Source organism: Streptomyces piniterrae, from assembly GCF_005048155.1.
GTDB classification, from domain to species: domain Bacteria; phylum Actinomycetota; class Actinomycetes; order Streptomycetales; family Streptomycetaceae; genus Streptomyces; species Streptomyces piniterrae.
In genome coordinates, this window is sequence record NZ_SUMB01000013.1 from 146,613 (window position 1) to 166,885 (window position 20,273).

The 20,273-nt window shown below is 73.2% G+C and carries 19 protein-coding genes and 1 pseudogene; 13 read left to right on the top strand and 7 right to left on the bottom strand.

Annotation, left to right across the window (positions count from 1 at the left end; genetic code table 11):
- Positions 1 to 91 precede the first annotated feature (91 nt).
- The 4 genes from FCH28_RS31185 to FCH28_RS31200 all read left to right on the top strand — a co-directional run bounded on the left by FCH28_RS31185 (position 92) and on the right by FCH28_RS31200 (position 4,983).
- Positions 92 to 988, top strand: coding sequence for an MEDS domain-containing protein (locus FCH28_RS31185; protein ID WP_136743535.1), 897 nt, complete (start codon positions 92 to 94; stop codon positions 986 to 988).
- Positions 982 to 1,494 carry an ATP-binding protein gene (locus FCH28_RS31190; protein WP_425472038.1) on the top strand — a complete coding sequence of 171 codons (513 nt, stop codon included), beginning with the start codon at positions 982 to 984 and terminating at the stop codon, positions 1,492 to 1,494. Before FCH28_RS31185 ends, FCH28_RS31190 begins: the two co-directional genes overlap by 7 nt.
- Before the next feature lie 277 nt (positions 1,495 to 1,771).
- Positions 1,772 to 2,374 (top strand): Rv1733c family protein, encoded by a 603-nt coding sequence (locus FCH28_RS31195; protein WP_169314299.1) that lies wholly within the window; start codon positions 1,772 to 1,774, stop codon positions 2,372 to 2,374.
- A 170-nt stretch (positions 2,375 to 2,544) separates the two neighbouring features.
- On the top strand, positions 2,545 to 4,983 hold the full coding sequence (locus FCH28_RS31200; RefSeq protein ID WP_136743536.1) for a right-handed parallel beta-helix repeat-containing protein: 2,439 nt from the start codon (positions 2,545 to 2,547) through the stop codon (positions 4,981 to 4,983).
- Here FCH28_RS31200 and FCH28_RS31205 read toward each other — a convergent pair.
- Positions 4,953 to 7,220, bottom strand: a complete 2,268-nt coding sequence (locus tag FCH28_RS31205; RefSeq protein WP_246103415.1) for a lipase family protein — start codon at positions 7,218 to 7,220, stop codon at positions 4,953 to 4,955. The two genes, FCH28_RS31200 and FCH28_RS31205, sit on opposite strands and share 31 nt — an antisense overlap.
- A gap of 492 nt (positions 7,221 to 7,712) precedes the next feature.
- Here FCH28_RS31205 and FCH28_RS31210 point away from each other — a divergent pair, with 492 nt between their 5' ends.
- On the top strand, positions 7,713 to 8,558 hold the full coding sequence (locus FCH28_RS31210; RefSeq protein WP_136743537.1) for a DeoR/GlpR family DNA-binding transcription regulator: 846 nt from the start codon (positions 7,713 to 7,715) through the stop codon (positions 8,556 to 8,558).
- 114 nt (positions 8,559 to 8,672) lie between these two features.
- Positions 8,673 to 9,146, top strand: coding sequence for an SRPBCC family protein (locus tag FCH28_RS31215; RefSeq protein ID WP_136743538.1), 474 nt, complete (start codon positions 8,673 to 8,675; stop codon positions 9,144 to 9,146).
- 80 nt (positions 9,147 to 9,226) lie between these two features.
- Here the strand turns inward: FCH28_RS31215 and FCH28_RS31220 are convergent, their stop codons facing one another.
- Positions 9,227 to 10,324, bottom strand: a complete 1,098-nt coding sequence (locus FCH28_RS31220; RefSeq protein ID WP_136743674.1) for a PLP-dependent cysteine synthase family protein — start codon at positions 10,322 to 10,324, stop codon at positions 9,227 to 9,229.
- A 303-nt stretch (positions 10,325 to 10,627) separates the two neighbouring features.
- Here FCH28_RS31220 and FCH28_RS31225 point away from each other — a divergent pair, with 303 nt between their 5' ends.
- Positions 10,628 to 10,915, top strand: coding sequence for a hypothetical protein (locus FCH28_RS31225; protein WP_136743539.1), 288 nt, complete (start codon positions 10,628 to 10,630; stop codon positions 10,913 to 10,915).
- 176 nt (positions 10,916 to 11,091) lie between these two features.
- The gene (locus FCH28_RS31230; RefSeq protein WP_136743540.1) at positions 11,092 to 11,598 is read left to right on the top strand and encodes an ATP-binding protein; all 507 of its coding nucleotides are present in this window, start codon (positions 11,092 to 11,094) and stop codon (positions 11,596 to 11,598) included.
- 166 nt (positions 11,599 to 11,764) lie between these two features.
- Here FCH28_RS31230 and FCH28_RS31235 read toward each other — a convergent pair whose 3' ends face one another.
- A complete protein-coding gene (locus tag FCH28_RS31235) occupies positions 11,765 to 12,082 on the bottom strand; it encodes an SHOCT domain-containing protein (RefSeq protein WP_136743541.1) in 318 nt (105 codons plus the stop codon).
- Positions 12,083 to 12,308: 226 nt separating this feature from the next.
- On the opposite strand from FCH28_RS31235, the gene FCH28_RS31240 reads away from it, so the two are divergent.
- From FCH28_RS31240 to FCH28_RS31250, 3 genes are all read left to right on the top strand, one after another.
- Positions 12,309 to 12,884: a TetR/AcrR family transcriptional regulator gene (locus tag FCH28_RS31240; protein ID WP_136743542.1), complete on the top strand. Its 576-nt coding sequence runs from the start codon at positions 12,309 to 12,311 to the stop codon at positions 12,882 to 12,884.
- A gap of 46 nt (positions 12,885 to 12,930) precedes the next feature.
- Positions 12,931 to 13,518, top strand: a complete 588-nt coding sequence (locus FCH28_RS31245) for a DUF4865 family protein (RefSeq protein WP_136743543.1) — start codon at positions 12,931 to 12,933, stop codon at positions 13,516 to 13,518.
- A gap of 65 nt (positions 13,519 to 13,583) precedes the next feature.
- Positions 13,584 to 14,525: a phosphotriesterase family protein gene (locus FCH28_RS31250; RefSeq protein WP_246103416.1), complete on the top strand. Its 942-nt coding sequence runs from the start codon at positions 13,584 to 13,586 to the stop codon at positions 14,523 to 14,525.
- A gap of 443 nt (positions 14,526 to 14,968) precedes the next feature.
- On the opposite strand, the gene FCH28_RS31255 is transcribed toward FCH28_RS31250, so the two are convergent.
- On the bottom strand, positions 14,969 to 15,352 hold the full coding sequence (locus FCH28_RS31255; protein WP_136743545.1) for a PPOX class F420-dependent oxidoreductase: 384 nt from the start codon (positions 15,350 to 15,352) through the stop codon (positions 14,969 to 14,971).
- A gap of 49 nt (positions 15,353 to 15,401) precedes the next feature.
- On the bottom strand, positions 15,402 to 16,622 hold the full coding sequence (locus tag FCH28_RS31260) for an ROK family protein (protein WP_136743546.1): 1,221 nt from the start codon (positions 16,620 to 16,622) through the stop codon (positions 15,402 to 15,404).
- A 197-nt stretch (positions 16,623 to 16,819) separates the two neighbouring features.
- Between FCH28_RS31260 and FCH28_RS31265 the strand changes: the two genes are divergently transcribed.
- Positions 16,820 to 17,569, top strand: coding sequence for a maleylpyruvate isomerase family mycothiol-dependent enzyme (locus FCH28_RS31265; protein ID WP_136743547.1), 750 nt, complete (start codon positions 16,820 to 16,822; stop codon positions 17,567 to 17,569).
- A gap of 210 nt (positions 17,570 to 17,779) precedes the next feature.
- Positions 17,780 to 18,088 (top strand): DUF6332 family protein, encoded by a 309-nt coding sequence (locus FCH28_RS31270; RefSeq protein WP_136743548.1) that lies wholly within the window; start codon positions 17,780 to 17,782, stop codon positions 18,086 to 18,088.
- Here FCH28_RS31270 and FCH28_RS31275 read toward each other — a convergent pair.
- Together FCH28_RS31275 and FCH28_RS31280 are read right to left on the bottom strand one after the other, a co-directional pair.
- Complete coding sequence (locus tag FCH28_RS31275) at positions 18,049 to 18,714, bottom strand: response regulator transcription factor (RefSeq protein ID WP_136743549.1); 666 nt, start codon at positions 18,712 to 18,714, stop codon at positions 18,049 to 18,051. The two genes, FCH28_RS31270 and FCH28_RS31275, sit on opposite strands and share 40 nt — an antisense overlap.
- 320 nt (positions 18,715 to 19,034) lie before the next feature.
- Positions 19,035 to 20,255: pseudogene (locus FCH28_RS31280) on the bottom strand (sensor histidine kinase); the annotation flags it as partial.
- Positions 20,256 to 20,273: the final 18 nt, after the last annotated feature.

Genomic DNA, 20,273 nt, shown 5'->3' on the forward strand with positions numbered 1-20,273 from the left:
GCCCCAAGTCACCGCGGGCCGGTCACCGGCCGCCTGCGGTGAGCGCACGGCGCCGCCGACGGGAGAGACCGACGGGGGGACAGAGAACTGCGTGTCGACACCGGCGAGTGACACCAGCGGCGACCATCTCATCCCTGTCCAGCATCTGCGGCCCGGGGACCACGCCTTTGTGAGCTATGGCGATGACGAGGTGCGCTGGGAGGTCGTCACCGCCTTCGTGCGGCTCGGGCTCGCCCGTGGTGAGAAGGTCCTGGTCCTCCCCTGCCCCGGCGTGCCCGGGGAAGAGGTGCTGGCCAGGATCGACTTCCCCAGCCACAGCACGGCTCTGGCGCGCGAGCGCGGCCAGCTGGTGCTGAGCAGCATGCGGGAGGTGATCGCGCCGGACGCGGAGTTCACCGCCGCCCGGCAGATGGCCCGGCTGCGCGCGGAGACGGAGCGGGCGACGGCCGAGGGGTACACCGGGCTGCGCGCGTTCATCGACATGGGCTGGGTGGCCGCGCTCGGCGCGGACGTCGGCACCATGGCGCATCGCGAGACCCATGCGGACGCGCTCTTCGCCGGCCGGCCGTACACCGAGATCTGCGCCTACGACCGGCGCCGCTTCGACCGGGAGACGGTCGCCGCGATGGAGCGGGCGCATCCACGTGCCCTCCTGGAGCGGCTGGGCAGTCTGCGCGCGGTGCGCGACGCGGAGGACGCGCTGCGGTTCATCGGCGAGGCGGATGCCGCGAACCGGGCCGCTTTCACCAGATCGCTGGAGATCGCGCTGGCCCGTACGGCACCGTCGCGGCGGCTGACCGTCGATCTGACCCGGCTGCACTTTCTGTCGGTCGGCTGCGCCACCGCCCTGCTCGCCGGGGTCAGCGGCGCGGTGGGACACGAACTGGTCGAGGTGCGCTGCGACCGCGGGCAGGCCCGGATGCTGCGGCGGCTGGGCGCCGGGGCGGTGCCGCGGCTGGCGGCGACGGAGGTGGTACGTCCGTGGTGAATCCCGATCCCATCGGTGCGGCCGGGGCGGCCGGGGCGCCGGCGGAGGAGTCGGAACGCCGGCTGCTGCAGCGTCGCTTCACCGCCCGGCTGCTGCCGCAACTGCGACTGCTGGTGGAGGAGTGCGCGGCCCGCGAGGGGCTGCACGAACCGCGGCGCGGCGAGTTCGTGCTGGCCGTGGACGAGATCGCGGGGAACGCCGTGGAGCATGCGGGCGGCTCCGGGCGGCTGGTGCTGCGGCGGGTGGGCGATGAGCTGGAGTGCCGGATCAGCGACGCGGGGCCGGGGTTCAGCGAGGCGGTGATCCCCGAGCTGCTGCCGGGGCTCGACGGGGCGACGAAGGGGCGCGGGCTGTGGCTGGCGCGGCTGGTGGCGGACCGGTTCGCGGTCGCCGCCGGGCCGGGCGCGGTGGGGGCGGCGGGCAGCGGCACCGAGGGCGCCGCGGGGACGGCCGGTGCCCCGGCTGCCCCGGGCACCGTGGTGACGGTGGCCGTACGGCTGCGCTGAGCGCCCCGGGAACAGCCCCCGGACACGGCCCCGGCCCGGCCTGTCGACGGCGCGCCCCCGGTGCGATCACCGGACACCCACGGCACACGTCCGTCACATAACACCCCCTCCACATACCTCCGTTGCGGCCCCACGAGCACCCAAACCGGGCAGGTGAATGACCCCGGCGTTCCCTCCGGCCGACGTCTTCTGGCGTGAGGTAGCTCACTCTTCACCGAACTCGTCCGTAGGCCCCTCGCGATGAGGTATTTAACGGACACGGAGAGGGGGAGCGGCGATGCGAGCGATGCGAGGTGTGTGGCGCTGGCGGCGCAATCCGCTGCGGCGCGGGACCGACCGGGTCGAGGCATGGGTGGCGCTGGCAGCCGCCGTCCTGATCGTTCTCGGGGCGCCCTTCGTCGGCTGGTTCACCGGTCAGGCCGCGCACGGCGCGCTCCTGGACACCGTACGGCTCCAGAGTGCGCAGCGGCATCTGGTGTGGGTCACCGTCGACCGGCTGCTGTCCCGGGCCCCGCTCGACCCCGATCCGGAGACCTCCTCGCAGCGCGACGCGCATCGCCGGGTCATCGCCCGGTGGACGGCGTGGGACGGCAGCGAGCACACCGGGCAGATCGCCGCGCCGCGTCCCGTGGAGCCGGGTGAGCGCTTCCGGATCTGGACCGACGACCGCGGCAGGGTGCAGCCCCGGCCGATGGACGCCAGTACGGCCGGTACACACGCGGTGCTGGCCGGTCTGGGCACCGCGGCGTCCACCGGAGCGCTGATCGAGGGCGGCCGACGGCTGATCGTCTGGCGGCTGATGGTCCGTCGCTTCCATGCCTGGGACGCGGCGTGGGAGCGCGCGGGCCAGGACTGGGGACGGGCCGGCGCGGGGAGCTGAGCGCGCGTCCGGCCGGGCGGCTGACCATGTCAACTGCCGCCCGCCGGGCGCGCTACGGTGGTGCAGCCAGCCTCTCGGCTGGGGCCTCGCAGACCCGAATGCGGACATCCGCGGACGGATGTGCCTGCCGGGCCGACAACAGCCGCACGAGGTGGGGGCACGACAGCGCCATGGCACAGGGCTCGGTCCAGGTGACGCACTCCGGAACGTCTCGGTGGCGGCGCCGCACAGGGGAGTACAGCTCGCTCGCCGCCGCCCTGGAAGCCGCGGGGGACGGTGACGTGCTGACCGTGCCGGCCGGTACGTACCGGGAGAATCTGGTGCTGGTGCGCGCGGTGACGCTGCGCGGTCCCGAGGGGGCGCGCGGTTCGGTGCGGATCGCCCCGGCCGACGGCGTGGCGCTGACCATACGGGCCTCGGCGACGGTCCACGATCTGCATCTGGAGGCGACGGATTCGGCCTCGCCCGCGCTGCTGGTGGAGGACGGTTCCCCGGAGCTGGCCGATCTGCGGGTGGTGACCCGGTCCGCGTCCGGCATCGAGGTGCGCGGCGGCGCCCGTCCGACGGTGCGGCGCTGCACCGTCGACAACGCGGGCGGCGTGGGCATCAGCGTCCTGGACGGGGCCGGCGGGGTCTTCGAGGACTGTGAGGTGGTGGCCGCGGGGCAGGCCGGTGTGGCGGTCCGCGGCGGGGGCCATCCACGGCTGGAGAACTGCCGGATCCACCACGCCTCCGGCGCCGGGCTGTCCATCAACGGCGAGGGCAGCGCGGTGGAGGCGGTGGGCTGCGAGCTGTACGAGATCAAGGGCGCGGGGATCCAGGTCGCCGCGCGGGCCACCGGCCATCTCACCGACTGCACGGTGCACCGCACCTCGGCGGACGGCGTCACCCTGGACACCGACGCGGTCCTCACGCTCGCCGACTGCGATATCCACGACATCCCGGAGAACGCCGTCGATCTGCGGTCCCGTTCCGTGCTGACCCTGACCCGCAGCAAGGTGCGGCACTTCGGGCGCAACGGACTGTCCGTATGGGACCCGGGCACCCGGGTGGACGCCAACCAGTGCGAGATCCACGACAGTACGGGTGACTACCCGGCGGTGTGGGTGAGCGACGGCGCGACGGCCGTACTGGACTCGACGCGGGTGCACGATGTGCCGGACGCGCTGTTCGTGCTGGACCGGGGTTCGCGCGCCGATGTGGTGGACAGCGACATCTCCCAGGTGCGGAACACCGCGGTGTCGGTGAGCGACGGGGCGACGGTGCAGCTCGACGACTGCCGGATCCGGGAGACCGCGACCGGCGCGTGGTTCCGCGACCACGGCAGCGGCGGCACGCTCGCCAACTGCACGATCGACGGCGCGCAGACCGGCGTGATCGTCACCAAGGGCGCCGACCCCACCATCGAGGGCTGCACGGTCAGCGCACCGGCCGAGGCCGGCTTCTATGTCTCCGCCGAGGGCCGCGGTACGTTCAACGGGTGCCGGGTCACGGGGAGTTCGGGCTTCGGCTTCCATGTGATCGACGGCTGCCGTACGACGCTGACGCGGTGCCGCACGGAGCGGTGCGCGCGCGGCGGCTACGAGTTCGCCGAGGGCGCCGGCGGGCAGGGCGACGGGCCGACCGTCACCGACTGCACCAGCGACGAGAGCCGGGCCGCGCCGGCACCGTCCGTCGGGGCGCTGCCCGCCGTGCAGACGGCGACGCAGACCGCCGGGCTGCTGGGCAGTGTTCCGGGGGTCCCCGCGCAGCGCGCGCCGCAGGCCGTCCCGGCCGTCGCCGAACCGGCCGTCGTCAGCCGTCCCTCCGACGAGGTGCTGGGCGAACTGGACACCCTCGTGGGGCTGGACAGCGTCAAGCGCGAGGTGCGCAGCCTGATCAACATGATCGAGGTGGGGCGCCGGCGGCAGGAGGCGGGCCTGAAGGCCGCGTCGGTGCGCCGCCATCTGGTGTTCACCGGCTCCCCCGGCACGGGCAAGACGACGGTGGCCCGGTTGTACGGCGAGATCCTGGCCTCCCTCGGGGTGCTGCAGCGCGGGCATCTGGTCGAGGTGGCGCGGGTGGACCTGGTGGGCGAGCACATCGGGTCCACCGCGATCCGTACCCAGGAGGCGTTCGACCGGGCGCGCGGCGGGGTGCTGTTCATCGACGAGGCCTACGCCCTCTCCCCCGAGGACTCCGGCCGGGACTTCGGCAAGGAGGCCATCGACACGCTGGTGAAGCTGATGGAGGACCACCGGGAAGCGGTGGTGGTGATCGTGGCGGGCTACACCGCGGAGATGGAACGCTTTCTGTCCGTCAACCCCGGTGTGGCGTCCCGCTTCTCACGGACCATCACCTTCGGCGACTACACCCCTGAGGAGCTGCTGCGGATCGTCGAGCAGCAGGGCGAGGAGCATGAGTACCGCCTCGCCGAGGGGGCCGGCGAGGCGCTGCTCACGTACTTCACGGAGCTGCCCAAGGGGCCGTCGTTCGGCAACGGGCGCACCGCCCGCCAGACGTTCGAGGCGATGGTCGAGCGGCACGCGGGCCGGGTCGCGCAGCTGGCCGACCCGAGCACCGACGACCTCACCCTGCTCTACGCCGAGGATCTGCCCGAACCGTCCTGAACCCGCTGTGTCCGCTGGCCGGGCAGCCCCGGGGCCGGGTCCAGCCGGGCCAGCAGTTCGGCGCGCACCCGGTCGAAGGCCGGGTCGGCCTGGTAGTCGCCGTGGCCCAGGATCTGGGCGGGCAGCGGGTTCTGGAGGGTGCGGCCGTAGGCGAGCGGGTCGCGCAGCGGTTCCTCGTCGACCCTGCGGCGGTCCTCGTGGCCGAGCCGGATGGGGCCGCCGATCGGGTCGGTGCGGCGCCACAGGTTGCGCCAGTCGTCCATCTGGCGGTGCAGGCCGGAGAGCGCGGGCGGGCCGAAGAAGGCGGGGAACCAGCGTCCGTAGAGGCGCTCCAGGGGGCTGCCGTAGGTGAGCAGCGCGACCCGGCTGCGGGTGACCAGGTCCAGCTGCCAAACGGCGGCGGCCGCCAGCACGCTGCCCTGGGAGTGCCCGGAGACCACCACGCGCCCGTCGAACCGCTCGGTCCAGGTCGCGATCCGCCAGGTGAGGTCGGGGATGGCGCGCTCGGCGTAGCAGGGCGGCGCGAAGGGGTGGGCGGCCCGCGGCCAGAACGTGCCGACGTCCCAGAGGATGCCGATGGTGCGGCGGGCCGAGTGGTCGCGGTAGGCGCGCCGGCCCATGGTGACGAGCAGTATGACGCCGGCGCCCATCAGCCATGAGCCGAGGGACTCGGCGGTCTGGGCGGCGGCGTGCACGAAGGGTGCTGCGCCCTCGGTGGCGCGGCCGGGCGCGCGGCCGGTGATCCAGGCACCGGCCACCGCGCCGGCTCCCAGGACGAGGGTGACGGCAGCGGTGGCCGCGACCAGCACGGGCGCCGCGTCGGTCAGCAGGGCGCGGGCGATGGTGCCGGCGATGCGCTTCGTACGACGTGCGTCGGGGCGCTCGCGGGGGTCGTAGAAGCCGGGAATGTCCTCGGCGATCCGGCTGCGGGTGATCACCACGCGGACGGCGGCGAGCACCGCGACGATGGCCACCACGACGAGCAGCAGGGGCAGGACGGACGCCTGCCAGGACAGCAGGACCGGCGGTCCTGGCATCGGGGCGTGCTCCTGGCCGGGGGTCGCGGCGCCGTCCAGCCAGTCCGCGAACCGCTGGGCCACTCCCCCGGACAGCACCCCGCCGACCGCGCAGGACAACAGGGCGACGGCGGGGCCGCCCATGCCGCGCAGGGCGGTGCGCTGCTCGCTGCGGACGGCGCGTTGCAGGACCCAGGCGGTCACGGCGAGCGCGAGGACCACGACGCCCTGGAAGACGGCGATCCCGCCGAAGGCCGCGGCGCCGGGCAGCGCCCCGGAACTGTGCGCTCCGGGGCGGGCCCAGGCGCTGTGTACCGCGATCAGCGCCAGCACGCCGAGCGAGGCGTACGGCAGCGCCCGCACCACCAGGCGGTCGGACTGGTCGTCGGGGGCGGCCTCGCTGCGGGCGGTGCGCCAGACGATGACCAGGGTGGCGGCGGCGAGCAGCACGACCAGGGCGGTCAGGGCCTGGCCGGTGACGGTGAGGAGGGCGTCCGCGCCGCTGTGCCGGTCGGCCTTCGCGGTGGCGACGCGCAGGGTGGCGGCGACGGTCAGCACACCGGCCGTGGTGTGCGCGGCGCGCAGCCGGGCGACGAGGCGGCGGCCGTACCAGAAGCCGTGCATGCTCAGCGCGGTGCGTTCGTCGGCCGGGGTGTCGCGGGAGGTGCCCGGGGTGCGCGGCGGCGGCGAGGCGGATTCGTACGCGCTCCAGGTGCGGTGCGAGAGCCACCACAGGAAGCCGATGACCAGCAGGGGCACCACGGAGGCGAGCACGAGGCGGCGGCCCGGGGCGCTCCACCAGCCGTGGTCGGCGGGGCTGACGAAGCCCAGCCAGGACCGGTCGGCGACGCAGGCCGGGGTGCCGGCGCACTGCCAGGCCGTGAGGTCGAGGGCGACCTCGCAGGCCGCGGCGGCCAGCAGGATGGTGAGGGTGAGCGCGAGGACGCGTACGAGAAGGTCGTAGATCCGGTGCGCCTTGTGGGCGGGCGGTGCGGCCGGGCGCATCCAGTGGGCGAGGTTGGCGACCATGAAGGGCACCAGGAGCAGCCAGAGGGCGCGGGCGCCGTTGCCCGAGGTGAGGTTGGACCAGCAGTAGGCCTCGCGGACCGCCCGTCCGTGGTAGTCGGCGGGGCGCGCCTCGGCGTCCGAGTCGTCGGTGCGGCGGTAGCAGGCGGCGGTGTCGTCGCCGGTGATCAGCGTGACGCGTGGGTCCCCGAGCATCTCCTGGGGTGTGGTGCCGCCGACGCCGTGCACCAGCAGCTCCAGAGCCAGCTGCGGCCGGTCGGTACGGTCACCCGCCTGCTGATCGACCGTCTGCTGAACGCCGGCGTGCTGATCGCCCATCTGCCGGCCGGTTGGCCGCGCGTCGTCTGTCGGTGGCTCAACTTCCGCTTCCCCCAGGCTCGTTGAGCGGGCATGCGGTGTCGGTTCCGCGGTCTCCACTGGTCTCCCCCGTTGTCCGTGTGGCGCCGTACGGTGCGGCGCCTCAAGGATCCTCCGTTCCCCGCGCGAGCGCATCCACCTTTCGTTAGAGCGCCCGCGCCCGCGCCCGGGTCGTGCGGCCGACGTGTCGCATGTCGCCCTGTCAGCCGTGGCGACGCGGGCAGCCGCGTCGGTGTCGGTGCCTCGTGCGAGGATGAGGGAACCAGTGATCGCTGGCGGCAGCCGGCGCGGACTACCCGAGACAGCAGCCGGGCGGAAGGGACGGGCCGGGTGAGCGACAACCAGAACCTCCTCGCGGAGCAGCGGCGTGCCCTGATTCTCGACGAGGTCAGGCGGCGCGGCGGGGTGCGGGTCAATGAGCTCACCCGCAGGCTCAGCGTGTCGGACATGACGGTCCGCCGTGATCTGGACGCGCTGGCCCGCCAGGGCATGGTGGAGAAGGTGCACGGCGGCGCGGTGCCGGTCAGCGAGCCGAGCGCGCATGAGCCGGGTTTCGAGGCGAAGTCGGCGCTGGAGCTGACCGCCAAGGAGGACATCGCCAGGGCCGCGGCCGAGATGGCGGCACCGGGCAGCGCCATCGCGCTGGCGGGCGGCACGACCGCGTTCGCGCTGGCGCAGCAGCTGCTGGATGTCCCGGATCTGACGGTCGTGACGAATTCCGTCCGGGTGGCCGATGTGTTCTACACCGCCCAGCGCGCGGCGGCGAGCGGCAGTACGGGCCCGCGCGCGGGGGCCGCGACGGTCGTGCTGACGGGCGGGGTGCGTACGCCGTCGGACACCCTGGTGGGCCCGGTGGCGGATGCCGCGATCCGGTCGCTCCATTTCGATGTGCTCTTCCTCGGGGTGCACGGCATATCGGTGGAGGCGGGCCTGTCGACGCCGAATCTGGCGGAGGCGGAGACCAACCGGCATTTCGTGCGGTCCGCACGCCGGGTGGTGGTGGTCGCCGACCACACCAAGTGGGGCACGGTCGGGCTGAGTTCGTTCGCGTCGCTGGCGGAGGTGGATGTGCTGGTGACGGATGCCGGGCTGTCCGCGGAGGCGCGCGCGGAGTTCGCCGAGCTGCCGCCGGAGCTGTTGGTGGCGGGCGAGCGGCGGGACGACGCAGACATCTGACGGGTCGCCAGCTATGGTGTGCGGCGCGGGGCCTGTCCGGTGGATCGGGCCCCGCGATGCTCCACCGGACAGACCCTGGCCCCGTCGCCGTTCCCCGTAGGGGGTGCTCGTCCCATGGCACGCCGTCTCCGCCCCGTCGAGCTCGACTTCGTCGAGTCCGCCCCGCTGCGGCTGGTGTTCGCGGCGGAGGCCGCCGCGCCGCCCAAGGCGGTCTTCGCCGCGCTGGCGGAGGACGTCGAGGGCTGGTCCCGCTGGTTCACGGGGGTGTCGCGGTCGGCTCCGACGGACGGCGGCAGGGGCCGCGAGGTGCGGCTGACGGGCGGCACCCGCTTCACCGAGACGGTGCTCGCCACCGAACCGGACAGGCATTACGCGTACCGGGTCGACACCACCAACGCCCCTGGGCTGCGCGCCCTGTTGGAGGACTGGCGGCTGACGCCGTCCGGTGGCGGGACCCGGGTGCGGTGGACGTTCGCGGCGGACGGCCCGGCGCCGCTCCGCTTCGCGCTGACGCTGGCCCGGCCGGGCCTGGGCCGCGCCTTCCGGGAGTCGGTGCGGGCCCTGGACCGCCGGCTCGCCGACGGCTGACGCACGGGGCGCACCGCCCGGGAAGCGGCTCAGGGCCGGGCCGATGGTTCGTGGCCGGGCCCTGCCCCGTCGGACCGCCCCTAGCCGCCCCAGGTCCCGGTCGCCAGGAACGTCTCGATGGTCCGCGCGTAGGGCGCGATGTCCAGGCCCTGGGAGGCCAGCCAGTCGTCGGAGTAGTACTTGTCGAGATAGCGGTCGCCCGGGTCGCAGAGCAGGGTGACGACGGAGCCCGTACGGCCCTCGGCGACCATCTCCGAGACGATCTTCAGCGCGCTCCACAGCCCGGTGCCGGTCGAGCCGCCCGCCTTGCGGCCGATCGCCGTCTCCAGCGCGCGCACCGCGGCCACGCTCGCCGCGTCCGGGACCTTCATCATCCGGTCTATGGCGCCGGGCACGAAGCTCGGCTCCATCCGCGGCCGCCCTATGCCCTCGATGCGCGAGGCGGTGGCGCAGTCGGTCTCGGCGTCGCCGGTGAGCCAGCCGTCGAAGAAGCAGGAGTTCTCCGGGTCGGGGACGCAGACGCGGGTGTCGTGCTGCATGTAGTGGACGTAGCGGGCGATGGTCGCGGACGTGCCGCCGGTGCCCGCGGTGGCCACGATCCAGGCGGGCTCGGGATAGCGCTCCAGCCGCAGCTGCTGGTAGATCGACTCGGCGATGTTGTTGTTGCCGCGCCAGTCCGTCGCCCGTTCGGCATAGGTGAACTGGTCCATGTAGTGGCCGCCGGACTCCGCGGCGAGCCGGGCGGACACCTCGTAGACGGTCCGCGGGTCCTGCACGAGATGGCAGCTGCCGCCGTGGAACTCAATCAGCCGGGTCTTCTCACGGCTGGTGGTGGCCGGCATCACAGCGATGAAGGGCACCCCGATCAGCGACGCGAAGTACGCCTCGGAGACGGCCGTGGAGCCGCTGGAGGACTCGATGACGGGCTTGCCGGGGCGGATCCAGCCGTTGCAGAGCCCGTAGAGGAACAGCGAGCGGGCCAGCCGGTGCTTGAGGCTGCCGGTGGGGTGCGTCGACTCGTCCTTCAGATAGAGGTCGATGCCCCAGTGCTCGGGGAGCGGGAAGCGCAGGAGGTGGGTGTCGGCGGTGCGGTTGGCGTCCGCCTGGACCTTGCGGACGGCTTCTTTGAGCCAGCTCCGATAGTCCGGATCGGTGCGGTCGACATCGATGGTCGACATCGGTGCCGCGGCCGCTATCTCACGGTCCGGCTGGCTCTGCGGCTGCTGTGCGGTGCTCACCGGCGCGCTCCTCAAAGGGTTTCGAGGCCCGCGCGGAACGCCGGGCCGCTATCGACTATAACCAGCCAACGCACGCTTCTCACCTGCATAAACATCGCTTTGAGACACCCCAAGGAAGGCCTGGGAGAAGGCTGTTGCCGGTCTCGCGGGCCGGGGGGCACTGGTGTGCGGGGCCCGCTACGGGCACACTCCCACCAAGGGGCGGTGGAGGGCACCTGCCCGTGTACCGAGGAGGTGGTGGCCATGGCGGAGCCGGAATTCAACGCGACCGGCGTACGGATCGAGCGATGGCTGCGGTCCCTTACCCGCGCCGGGCAGGTCGTCATCCGGGACGGCCGGCTGGCACTGCTGACCAGCTACGGCACGGAGATCGACAGCGCGCCGCTGCAGGCGGTGCAGGCGCACAAACCGCTGTTCGCGGCGCGTGACCGGGCGCTCGCCACGATCAACGGCCACCGCTATTCGCTGACCCTCGGAGCGCCCGAACTCTTCCTCAAAGCGCTTGAGGCGGCGCGTCCACCACGCCCCTGAAGGCCTGCCGCGGCCCGGCCGGTGCGGTTGCGGGACGGCACCCACTGGATGACCCTGGACTCGTATCACTGAGGGTTCACCAGTGGTGACGCTGAGGCGCAGCCGACACCGCTGGATCCGATCTTCGCCCCTGCCAGATCGCGAGGGGCGCCCGGCCTCATCAGGGAGTCGCGGTCGTGATCAGGCAGCCCAGCAGGCACTGCACGGTGGAGCTCCAGGCCCTGCCGGCCCGCATCCGGCATGTGCGCAGAATCGTCTCCGCGCAACTGCGGTACTGGCGTCTCGACGCCCTGGTCGATCCGGCGACGCTCGGTGTCACGGAACTGCTCGCCAATGTCCACCGACATGCCCGTCCCAGCAAACAGTGCACGCTCGAACTGCACGCGCTCCTCGATCAGTTGACGGTCTCGGTGCACGATCTGGATCCGACGCTGCCGCGGATCCGTGCCGCCGACACCTGGGAGACCTGCGGGCGCGGCCTGTCACTGATCGCGGCGCTCAGCGAGAGCTGGGGGGTACGCCCGGACGGCGCCGGCAAAGTCGTGTGGTTCACCCTGCCGGTCCTCGCCCCCGCCCTCGAAGAGGCCCGCCCGGTGCCCGCCTGCTGGGACACCATGCCGCTGGAGGCGGCACGTATGACGGACGGCCCCCGCGCCCGCCTGCGGAGCGCGACGGCCGGCTGACGTCCGGAGGTCCCGGGGCCGGCCGCCGCCGGTGGCGGTGGCGGTGCCGCCGACCGTCCCCCCTCTCGTCTTCCTCATCGTCATCGTCTCGTCGGCCTCCCCCTGGCGACGGCCGGCCGGTCGGTCGCCGCCGAGGTCGTTCAACGAGCCGTGCACGACGCGACGGTCACGCCGCGCTTCCCTTGGCGCCGGGGCCAGGGCCGGGCCCGAAGTGCTCCTCCAGGACGGACAGCCGGCGCCAGTACTCCTCCTCGTCGATCTCGCCGGCGGCGAACCGACGGCCGAGTACCGCGATCGGCGTGGGGGTGTCGCCACCGGCTGCGGACCGCGGGCCGCGGAACGGCCGGCCGGGGCCGCCGTGCCGCCAGACGGTGCGGCGCAGCACGGTCACCACGGCGAAGATCACCAGCGCCCAGAGCAGCGGAACCAGGAGGATCCAGGGGCCGGGGCCGCCGCCGGTCCAGGGGTGGGCGAGCTCGAACATCGAAATCAGCTCCTCGGTGTGACGGATGGCTCTCGGAGTGGGTCCTGCTGTCTCTTCCGAGCCTCGCCTTCCGGGGGCCGCGAGTCGTCGTACAGCCAGCGGCATCGGCCGTACGACCTGGGGAGTAGTCGGATCGGCCGGCGCTGCTCCACCGCCTCCACCGCCGCGCCGCACCCTCCGAGCAGTTCTGTAACTACTAGTATGTACAGTGCGCTACAGTGCGATCATGAGCACTCAGGAACGGCTCGTCCGGAGCACCCAGGAACTCCTGTGGGAGCGGGGCTACGTCGGCACCAGCCCCAAGGCGATCCTGGAGCGTGCAGGCGTCGGCCAGGGCAGCATGTACCACCACTTCGCGGGCAAGTCCGACCTCGCGCTGGCCGCGATCCGGCGCACCGCGGAGACCATGAAGGAGTCCGCCGACGCCTGCCTGTCAGGGCCGGGGACGGCGTACGAGCGGGTCGCGGCCTATCTCCTGCGCGAGCGGCGGGTGCTGCGCGGCTGCCCCATCGGCCGGATGACGCAGGACCGGGACGTCGTACAGAGCCCGGAGCTGCGGCAGCCCCTGGACGAGATGTTCGGCTGGCTGCGGGGGCGGATCGCCGAGGTGCTGGCCGAGGGGCAGCGACGCGGCGAGCTGGCCGCGGCCCTGGATCCGGCGGCCACCGCCGCGACCGTCGCCGCGGTCGTCCAGGGCGGCTATGTCCTCGCACGGGCAGCGGATGACACCGCACCGTTCGACGCGGCGGTACGGGGCGCGTTGGCACTGCTCGCGTCCCAGGTCACGCCCGCCGCCGGCTGAGCCCCCCTCTCCCCCCTCCCGCCTCCTCTCCCCACATGGAGCCCCCATGCAGGCCATGCAATACGCGATCACACTCCCCGCCGACTACGACATGGAGATCATCCGGAACCGTGTGAAGTCCAAGGGCCATCTCCTGGACGACTTCGAAGGGCTCGGCCTCAAGGCGTACGGAATCCGCGAGCGCGGGGTCGACGGCTCGCCGGTCAATCAGTACGCGCCGTTCTACCTCTGGGCCGACCCGGAGGCCATGAACCGCTTCCTGAACGGTGACGGGTTCCGGGGCGTGATCCGCGATTTCGGGCGGCCGGTCGTGCAGCACTGGCAGGGGCTCCTCCACCTGCCCGGCCCGGCTTCCGGCGCCCTCCCCCGCACCTTCTCCCGGCGGACCGAGACGCTCCCCGAGAGCACCGACCCGGCCACCGCGATCGCGCGGGCGCTCGCCGCGCATGAGGAGTTGGCCACTACGGACGGCGTGCACTCCACCGCGCTGGCCCTCGACCCCCGGCACTGGGAACTGGTCCACTTCACCCTGTGGTCGGACGCCGTCCCCCATGCCTCCGCGGGCGACCGCTACCAGGTGCTGCATCTGTCCGCGCCGGGTGTCGGCCGGCTGGGCGCGGGACGGCAGTGGTGAGCCGGGACGCCGGCCCGTCGCTCACCACCCTCCCCTCCGTCACGTCCGTTACCCCCGTCACCTCCATCCGTACGGTCCTCGGTGATATCTCCCCCGTCGACCTCGGCATCTGCGACGCACACGATCATCTGTTCCTCCGCAGCCCTCAATTGCCGGGCCAGGAGCTGGACGACACCGAGGCCGCGGCCGCCGAGCTCGACGCGTTTCGCGCGGCGGGCGGCGCCGCGGTGATCCAGTGGACGCCGTACGGCATGGGCAGGCGGGCCGTCGAACTGCCCCGGCTGGCACGGGAGTCGGGAGTACGGATCGTCGCCGCCACCGGGCTGCACCAGGCGGCGCACTATGCCGCGGAGGTGCTGGCGCGGGTCCGTGCGGATCTTGCCGGGCTGTTCGTCGCGGAGCTGACCGAGGGGATCGGCGGCACCGGGCCCCGGGCCGGAATGATCAAGGTCGCCGGGGGGTTCCACGGTCTGGACCGGCATGCCCGGCACACCATGACGGCGGCCGCCGAGGCCCACCACGTGACCGGCGCGGCCATCGGCATCCACCTGGAGCTGGGGACCGGGGCGATGGACGTACTCGACCTGCTCTGCGACGAGTTGGCGGTGCCGCCGGACCGGGTGGTCCTGGGGCACCTCAACCGTTCGCCGGACCCGACCGTCCACCGGCTGGCCGCTGAGGCGGGCGCGTATCTGGCCTTCGACGGGCCCTCGCGCGCCCATCATGCGACCGACTGGCGGCTGCCCGACGCGCTGACCGCGCTCACCGAGGCGGGCCACGGCGACCGGATCCTGCTGGGCGGCGACACCACCACGGCCGACGCCCGGTCGGTGAACGGCGGCCCCGGGATGCCGTATCTGCTGCGCCGCCACCGGCCGCGGCTGGAACTCGCCCTGGGCGAAGACCTGGTGACGCGCATTCTGACCGCCAACCCGGCACGCGCGTTCGCCGCGACATGGGGAGCCGCGGCATGGGGAGGGGCCGGTGACGGAACGCCGGGTGGCTGACGGCGGGTGGCCGGACTGCCGGCAGCGGCCGGACGGCGGGTAGTCGGAGCGTCGGGTGGCTGACGGCACGTGGCAGGACTGCCGGTAGCGGGCCGCCTGTAGTCGGACGCCGGGAACACGCTCGCCGCCGTATGGGATACGCCTCGCCCCTGCGCCCTGCCTCCCCCTGCCGGCGTCCCCTGCGCGGGAACACCCGCCGGACCCGGCCCCAGGCCCCCACCCGCACCCGCACGGAATACGCCCGTCGCCCCACGCCACTCAGGGGAATCCGCCCGTCGCCCCACCCCACGCACGGGAGCACGCCCGTCGCCCCACCCCACCCCCACGCACGGGAATACGCCCGCCATCCCCCAGGTTGTGGACCCGCAGGGGGCCCTCGCATCCCCTAGGGGATCTGTTCGAACGCCCCCTAGGGGACACCACCGTCGCTCACAACCCGCCGTTCACAACGTGACCGCGATCCCCACATGTGGTCGTCTGCCGCGCCGCAGCAGCGCGCCTCCGGTGTCCATCAGGCGGAACCGCAGGCCGTATTTGCCCGCCATCGCCTTACGGACGCGACCGAGCGCGGCGGCGCCCTCCAGCAGCCGGGCCGTGCCCTCGGCGGTCTGCGCGCCCTCGGCGATCCGGCCGCGTACGTCGCACGGGGTGACCGTCACCCGTGCGTCCTTGCGGAGCCGCTTCACCTTCCAGCTGTCGTCCCGTGTCCACACCAGCAGCTCCTCCCCTTCGGCCACCGCCCATACAGGGGTGGCCACCGGGGTGCCGTTCTTGCGGTACGTGACCAGGCTGACGTACGGGCTGCGGGCGATCTCTTCGGGAATCATGGGCCGCAGCCTAGGCCGTGCCCCGGATCACGGCGGCTGTCGCTCGCCGTCAGCGGTCGACGATGACCAGCGGGTCGTCCAGTACCGGCTGCCAGGCCAGCTCCGCGGCGCCGACCAGGCTGTTGTGGTCGAGGCTGCACGGCAGGATCGGCACGCCACCGCTGCGCCCCCACAGGCTGCGGTCCGCGACCACCGCCCGCAGCCGCTCCGGGTCGGCCTCCAGAAGGGCGCGGTGCAGTCCGCCGAGGATGATCCGGTCGGGGTTGAGGATGTTGACGAGGCCGGCGATGCCGAGCCCGAGCCGGTCGATGAGGAGGTCTGCGGCGTGGCGTACACCCGGGTCGGTGCGCTCGTTCCGGAGCAGGTCGGCGGCCTGCTGGAGCAGGGAGACCTCGGGGCCGGGTTCGCGGCCCGCCGCGCCGAGGAAGGCGAGCGGGTCCGCCTCGACGTCCAGGCAGCCGCGGCTGCCGCAGTGACAGGGCGCGCCCTCGGGATTCACCGTCAGATGGCCGACCTCCAGGGCCAGGCCCGAACTGCCGCTGTGCAGCCGGCCGTCGAGCACCAGCGCCCCGCCGACGCCCCGGTGGCCGGAGGCCACACAGAGCAGGTCGCGGGCGCCCCGGCCGGCACCGTGCCGGTGTTCGGCGAGCGCCATGAGGTTGACATCGTTGCCGGTGAAGCCGATCGCCTCGGTCACTCCGGGAATGCCGGCATCGGCGAGCGCCTGGAGGAAGAGCGCGCGTACGGGGGCGCCCGAAGGCCAGGCGAGGTGCAGCGGGTTGAGGGCCTCGCCGTCCGGTTCGGCGACGGCGGAGGGCACCGCGAGGCCCGCGCCGAGGCAGCGCCGCCCGGTCTCGGCCAGCAGCGCCGACCCGGCCTCGACGGCGTCGGCCAGGACGTGCGCCGGGTCCGCCGGGATGGTGCCGCGGCCGGTCGTGGTGGCCACGATCCGGCCGCCGAGGCCTACCAGGGCGACGCGGAACCCGTCGGCGTGGATCTGCGCGGCGAGCACGACGGGGCCGCTCTCGTCGACGAACAGCCGGTGGGAGGGCCGTCCTTGGGAGCCGGCGGATGCGGTCGGCCGGGAGTCGACGGTGATCAGGCCGAGCGCTTCGAGCTCGGCGGCCACCGCCCCGGCAGTGGCGCGGGTCACGCCGAGTTCCGAGGTGAGGACGGCGCGGGTGGGCGCGCGTCCGGTGTGTACGAGCTCCAGTGCGGGTCCGAGGGCGCCACGGCCCCGCTCCAGCCTGGTTGTCCGAGTCTGGGTCACGCCCCCATTCTCACTTTGTACCGAGAGTAAACAAAATGCGGACGGCCCTTTCGGGCGCGGCGGGCCGGCGGACGGGTCTCCGAGCCCAGGATTCCACCCACTCACACCTCGGCCACCTGCGCACCCCGCCCCCTCATCCTCCACCCCCTCTCGCCCTCGCCGGTCCGTTGTCAGTGGCGGCTGGCACACTCGAGGGCATGGAGATCACCGAGTTCGTCGAAGCACTGCGACTGGACGGGGCGTTGTTCGCCGACGCCGCGGAGCAAGCCGGGCCCGAGGCCCGGATTCCGGCCTGCCCGGAGTGGCGGATGCGGGACCTGATCATCCACATAGGACGAGTTCACCGCTGGGCGACGGGATATGTGACCGACGGAATCGACCAGCCGAGCCGTCCCGAGGCCGCTCCGGAGCTGACCGACGAAGAGCTGGTGCCCTGGTTCCGGGACGGCCATCACCGCCTCGTGGTGGCGCTGCACACCGCCCCGCCGGACCTGACCGCCTGGATGTTCCTGCCCGCACCGTCTCCGCTGGCCTTCTGGGCGCGGCGCCAGGCCCATGAGACGTCGGTGCACCGCGTGGACGCGCAGCAGGCCGCCGGCGCCTCGCTCACCCCGCTGCCCTCCGCCTTCGCCGCCGACGGAATCGACGAACTCCTGGCGGGCATCCACTCGTTGGAACGCAGCCGGCTCCGCACGGATACGCCTCGGACGCTGCGGGTGCACGCGACGGACATACCGGGCGCCGTCTGGACGGTGCATCTCTCCGACGCTCCGCCGCGCACGGTCCGTACGAGCGAACCGGCGGACGCGACGCCGGTGGACTGCGCGATGGAAGGACCGGCGGAGGAGCTGTATCTCGCGCTGTGGAACCGGCTGCCGTGGGACGCGGTGAAGATCACCGGTGATGACGCCATGCTCGAGCTGTGGAGGGAGCGGTCGGGAATCTGAAGGGCAGGCGGCGGGTCGGCGGGGCTGGCTTCGGACCGGCCGCCTTGAAGGGACTGCGGGTGAGCCGGCTCGTGCACCGTGGTGCGGAGGGGGTACAGGGAGGGGAGGCGCGTGCGTGGGGGCTCGTATCCCGGCCGTGGGGTCCAGCTGTGCCACATCCCCGCCCGCAACCTTCTAGGGCAATCGGCCGGCGGATGGCAGACTCTCACCATGTCACCTACCCGTACTCAGGACGAGCGGGACACCATCACGGTCGAGATCGTGTTCGCGCTGGTCAGCGCCGCGTTCGTGGGCGGCATTGTGTTTCTCGGGCTGGGCAGCCCGATCGTGTGGGCCGGTATGCCGTGGTCCTGGGAAGGTCCGTGGCTCGCGGTGAGCGCCCTTCTCGGGCTGGCGACGTTCATCGTCCGGCTGCTGTGGGTGCTGCGCTGGCATCGCCACCCGGCACTCCTCGGACACCAGCCGGGGCTCCCGGGAGGTCAGCCCAGCCAGCCGGGGCGCACCAGCCCCGACTCGTAGGCCAGCACGACCAGTTGGGCACGGTCGCGGGCGCCCAGTTTCACCATCGTGCGGCTGACATGCGTCTTGGCGGTCAGCGGGCTGACGACCAGGCGGCGGGCGATCTCCTCGTTGGAGAGGCCGATGCCCACCAGGGCCATCACCTCGCGTTCCCGCTCGGTCAGTTCGGAGAGGGCGCCGGCCGCGGCCGGTTCCTTGGAGCGGGCGGCGAACTCGGCGATCAGGCGGCGGGTGACGCCGGGCGAGAGCAGCGCGTCGCCGTCGACAACCGCGCGCACGGCCCTTAGCAGTTCCTCCGGTTCGGTGTCCTTGACGAGGAAGCCGGAGGCGCCGGAGCGGATCGCCTCGAAGACGTACTCGTCCAGCTCGAAGGTGGTCAGCATGACGACCTTGACACCGGACAACTGCGGGTCCGCGGTGATCCGACGGGTGGCGACAAGTCCGTCCATCACCGGCATCCGGATGTCCATCAGCACGACGTCCGGACGGTGCGCGCGGACCGCCGCCAGCGCCGCCTCCCCATCGTCGGCCTCGCCGACCACCTCGATGTCGGGCTGCGCGTCCAGCAGCGCCTTGAAGCCGGCCCTGACCAGCAGTTGGTCGTCGGCGAGCAGTACCCGGATCACGACTCCTCCTCGGTGGGGGCCGGGGTCACCGTACCGGCGGCGCCCGGGGCCCGGTCGGGGCCTGGCGGTCGGGCCTGATCCGTCGGACGGGGTTGGTCTGTCGGGCGGGGCTGATCTGCTGCTCGGGGGTGGTCTACTGCCCGGGGGTGGTCTGCCGCCCGAGCCCGATCCTCCGCCGCGGCATCATCTTCTGCCACGGCATCGCCCTCTGCCACGGCATCGTCTTCCACCCCGCCCCGGCCCGTCGCTCCGGCATGGCGTCCGGCCTCGGCAGGGTCGTCGGCACCGGCGCGGCCTCCCGTCCCGGAACGGCTGTCCGCCCCGGCCAGTGGGATGCGTGCCGAGACCCGGAAGCCGCCGTCCTCGCGCGGGCCAGCCTCGACGGTGCCGCCGAGCGCCGCGGCTCGCTCCCGCATTCCGACCAGGCCGTTGCCGCCGCCGGTGAGTTCCCCCGCGCCGGAGGTCGCGGGGCCGTCGTCGTCGACCCGGATCTCCAGCGCCCCGGGGGTGTGGCCGAGCACGACGCGCGCGGTGCGGGAACCCGAGTGCCGGACGATGTTGGTGAGCGCTTCCTGGACGATCCGGAAGGCGGCGAGGTCGGCGGCGGGCGGCAGCGCGGTGCGGGTGCCCTCGGCGATGACGTCCACGGCGAGGCCGGCGCCCTTGGCCTGTTCGGTGAGTTCGGGCAGCCGGTCGAGGCCGGGGGCCGGGGAGCGCGGGGCGTCGCCGCGGGTGCGGAGCGTGTCGAGGACCTGTCGGACCTCGCCCAGCGCTTCCTTGCTCGCGGCCTTGATGGTGGTGAGCGCGGACCGCGCCTGCTCGGGATCGTTGTCCAGTAGCGCCAGGCCCACACCCGCCTGGACGTTGATGACGGAGATGCTGTGCGCGAGGACGTCGTGCAGTTCGCGGGCGATCCGCAGCCGTTCCTCGTCGGCACGTCGACGTTCCGCGGCCGCCCGTTCCGCGCGGACCTTGGCGAACTGTTCGCGGCGCACCCGTGCCAGCTCCGAGACCGCCACCACGGCCACCACCAGGGCGGTGATGAACAGCTCCTGCCCCCAGGGGGCACTCTTGTGCGGCGGCAGCCACCGGTAGAGCCAGTGGGCGACGAGGATATGACTGGCCCACAGCCCGCCGATCGCGCACCAGGCGACCGCCCGGTGCCCGGCGACGATCGCCGCGAAGGCGCCGAGCGCGATGGTGAGGAAGATCGGCCCGTACGGATAACCGGCCGCGAAGTAGACGGCGCCGGAGGTGGCGGTGCCGATGGCGACGGTTCGCGGGTAACGGTGCCGGAAGAGCAGCATTGCCGCGCCGGTGAACAGCAGGGCGCGCGCGAACAGGTCGAGCGGGACGCGGTCCAGCTGGCCCCGCGCCGCGAAGTGGCTGCCGGCCATGACGAAGATCGTCACGGCGAGCGTCGAGAGCCAGGGCAGCCGGGTGCCCGCCCAGCTCTTCGGTTCCTCACCGGCCGGCGGCAACCTCCGCGCCCCCACCGGGCCGAGGCAGCGCCGCGCCCGCGACGGCCGTGCGTTCTCCATGCCCGTAACGCTAGACCG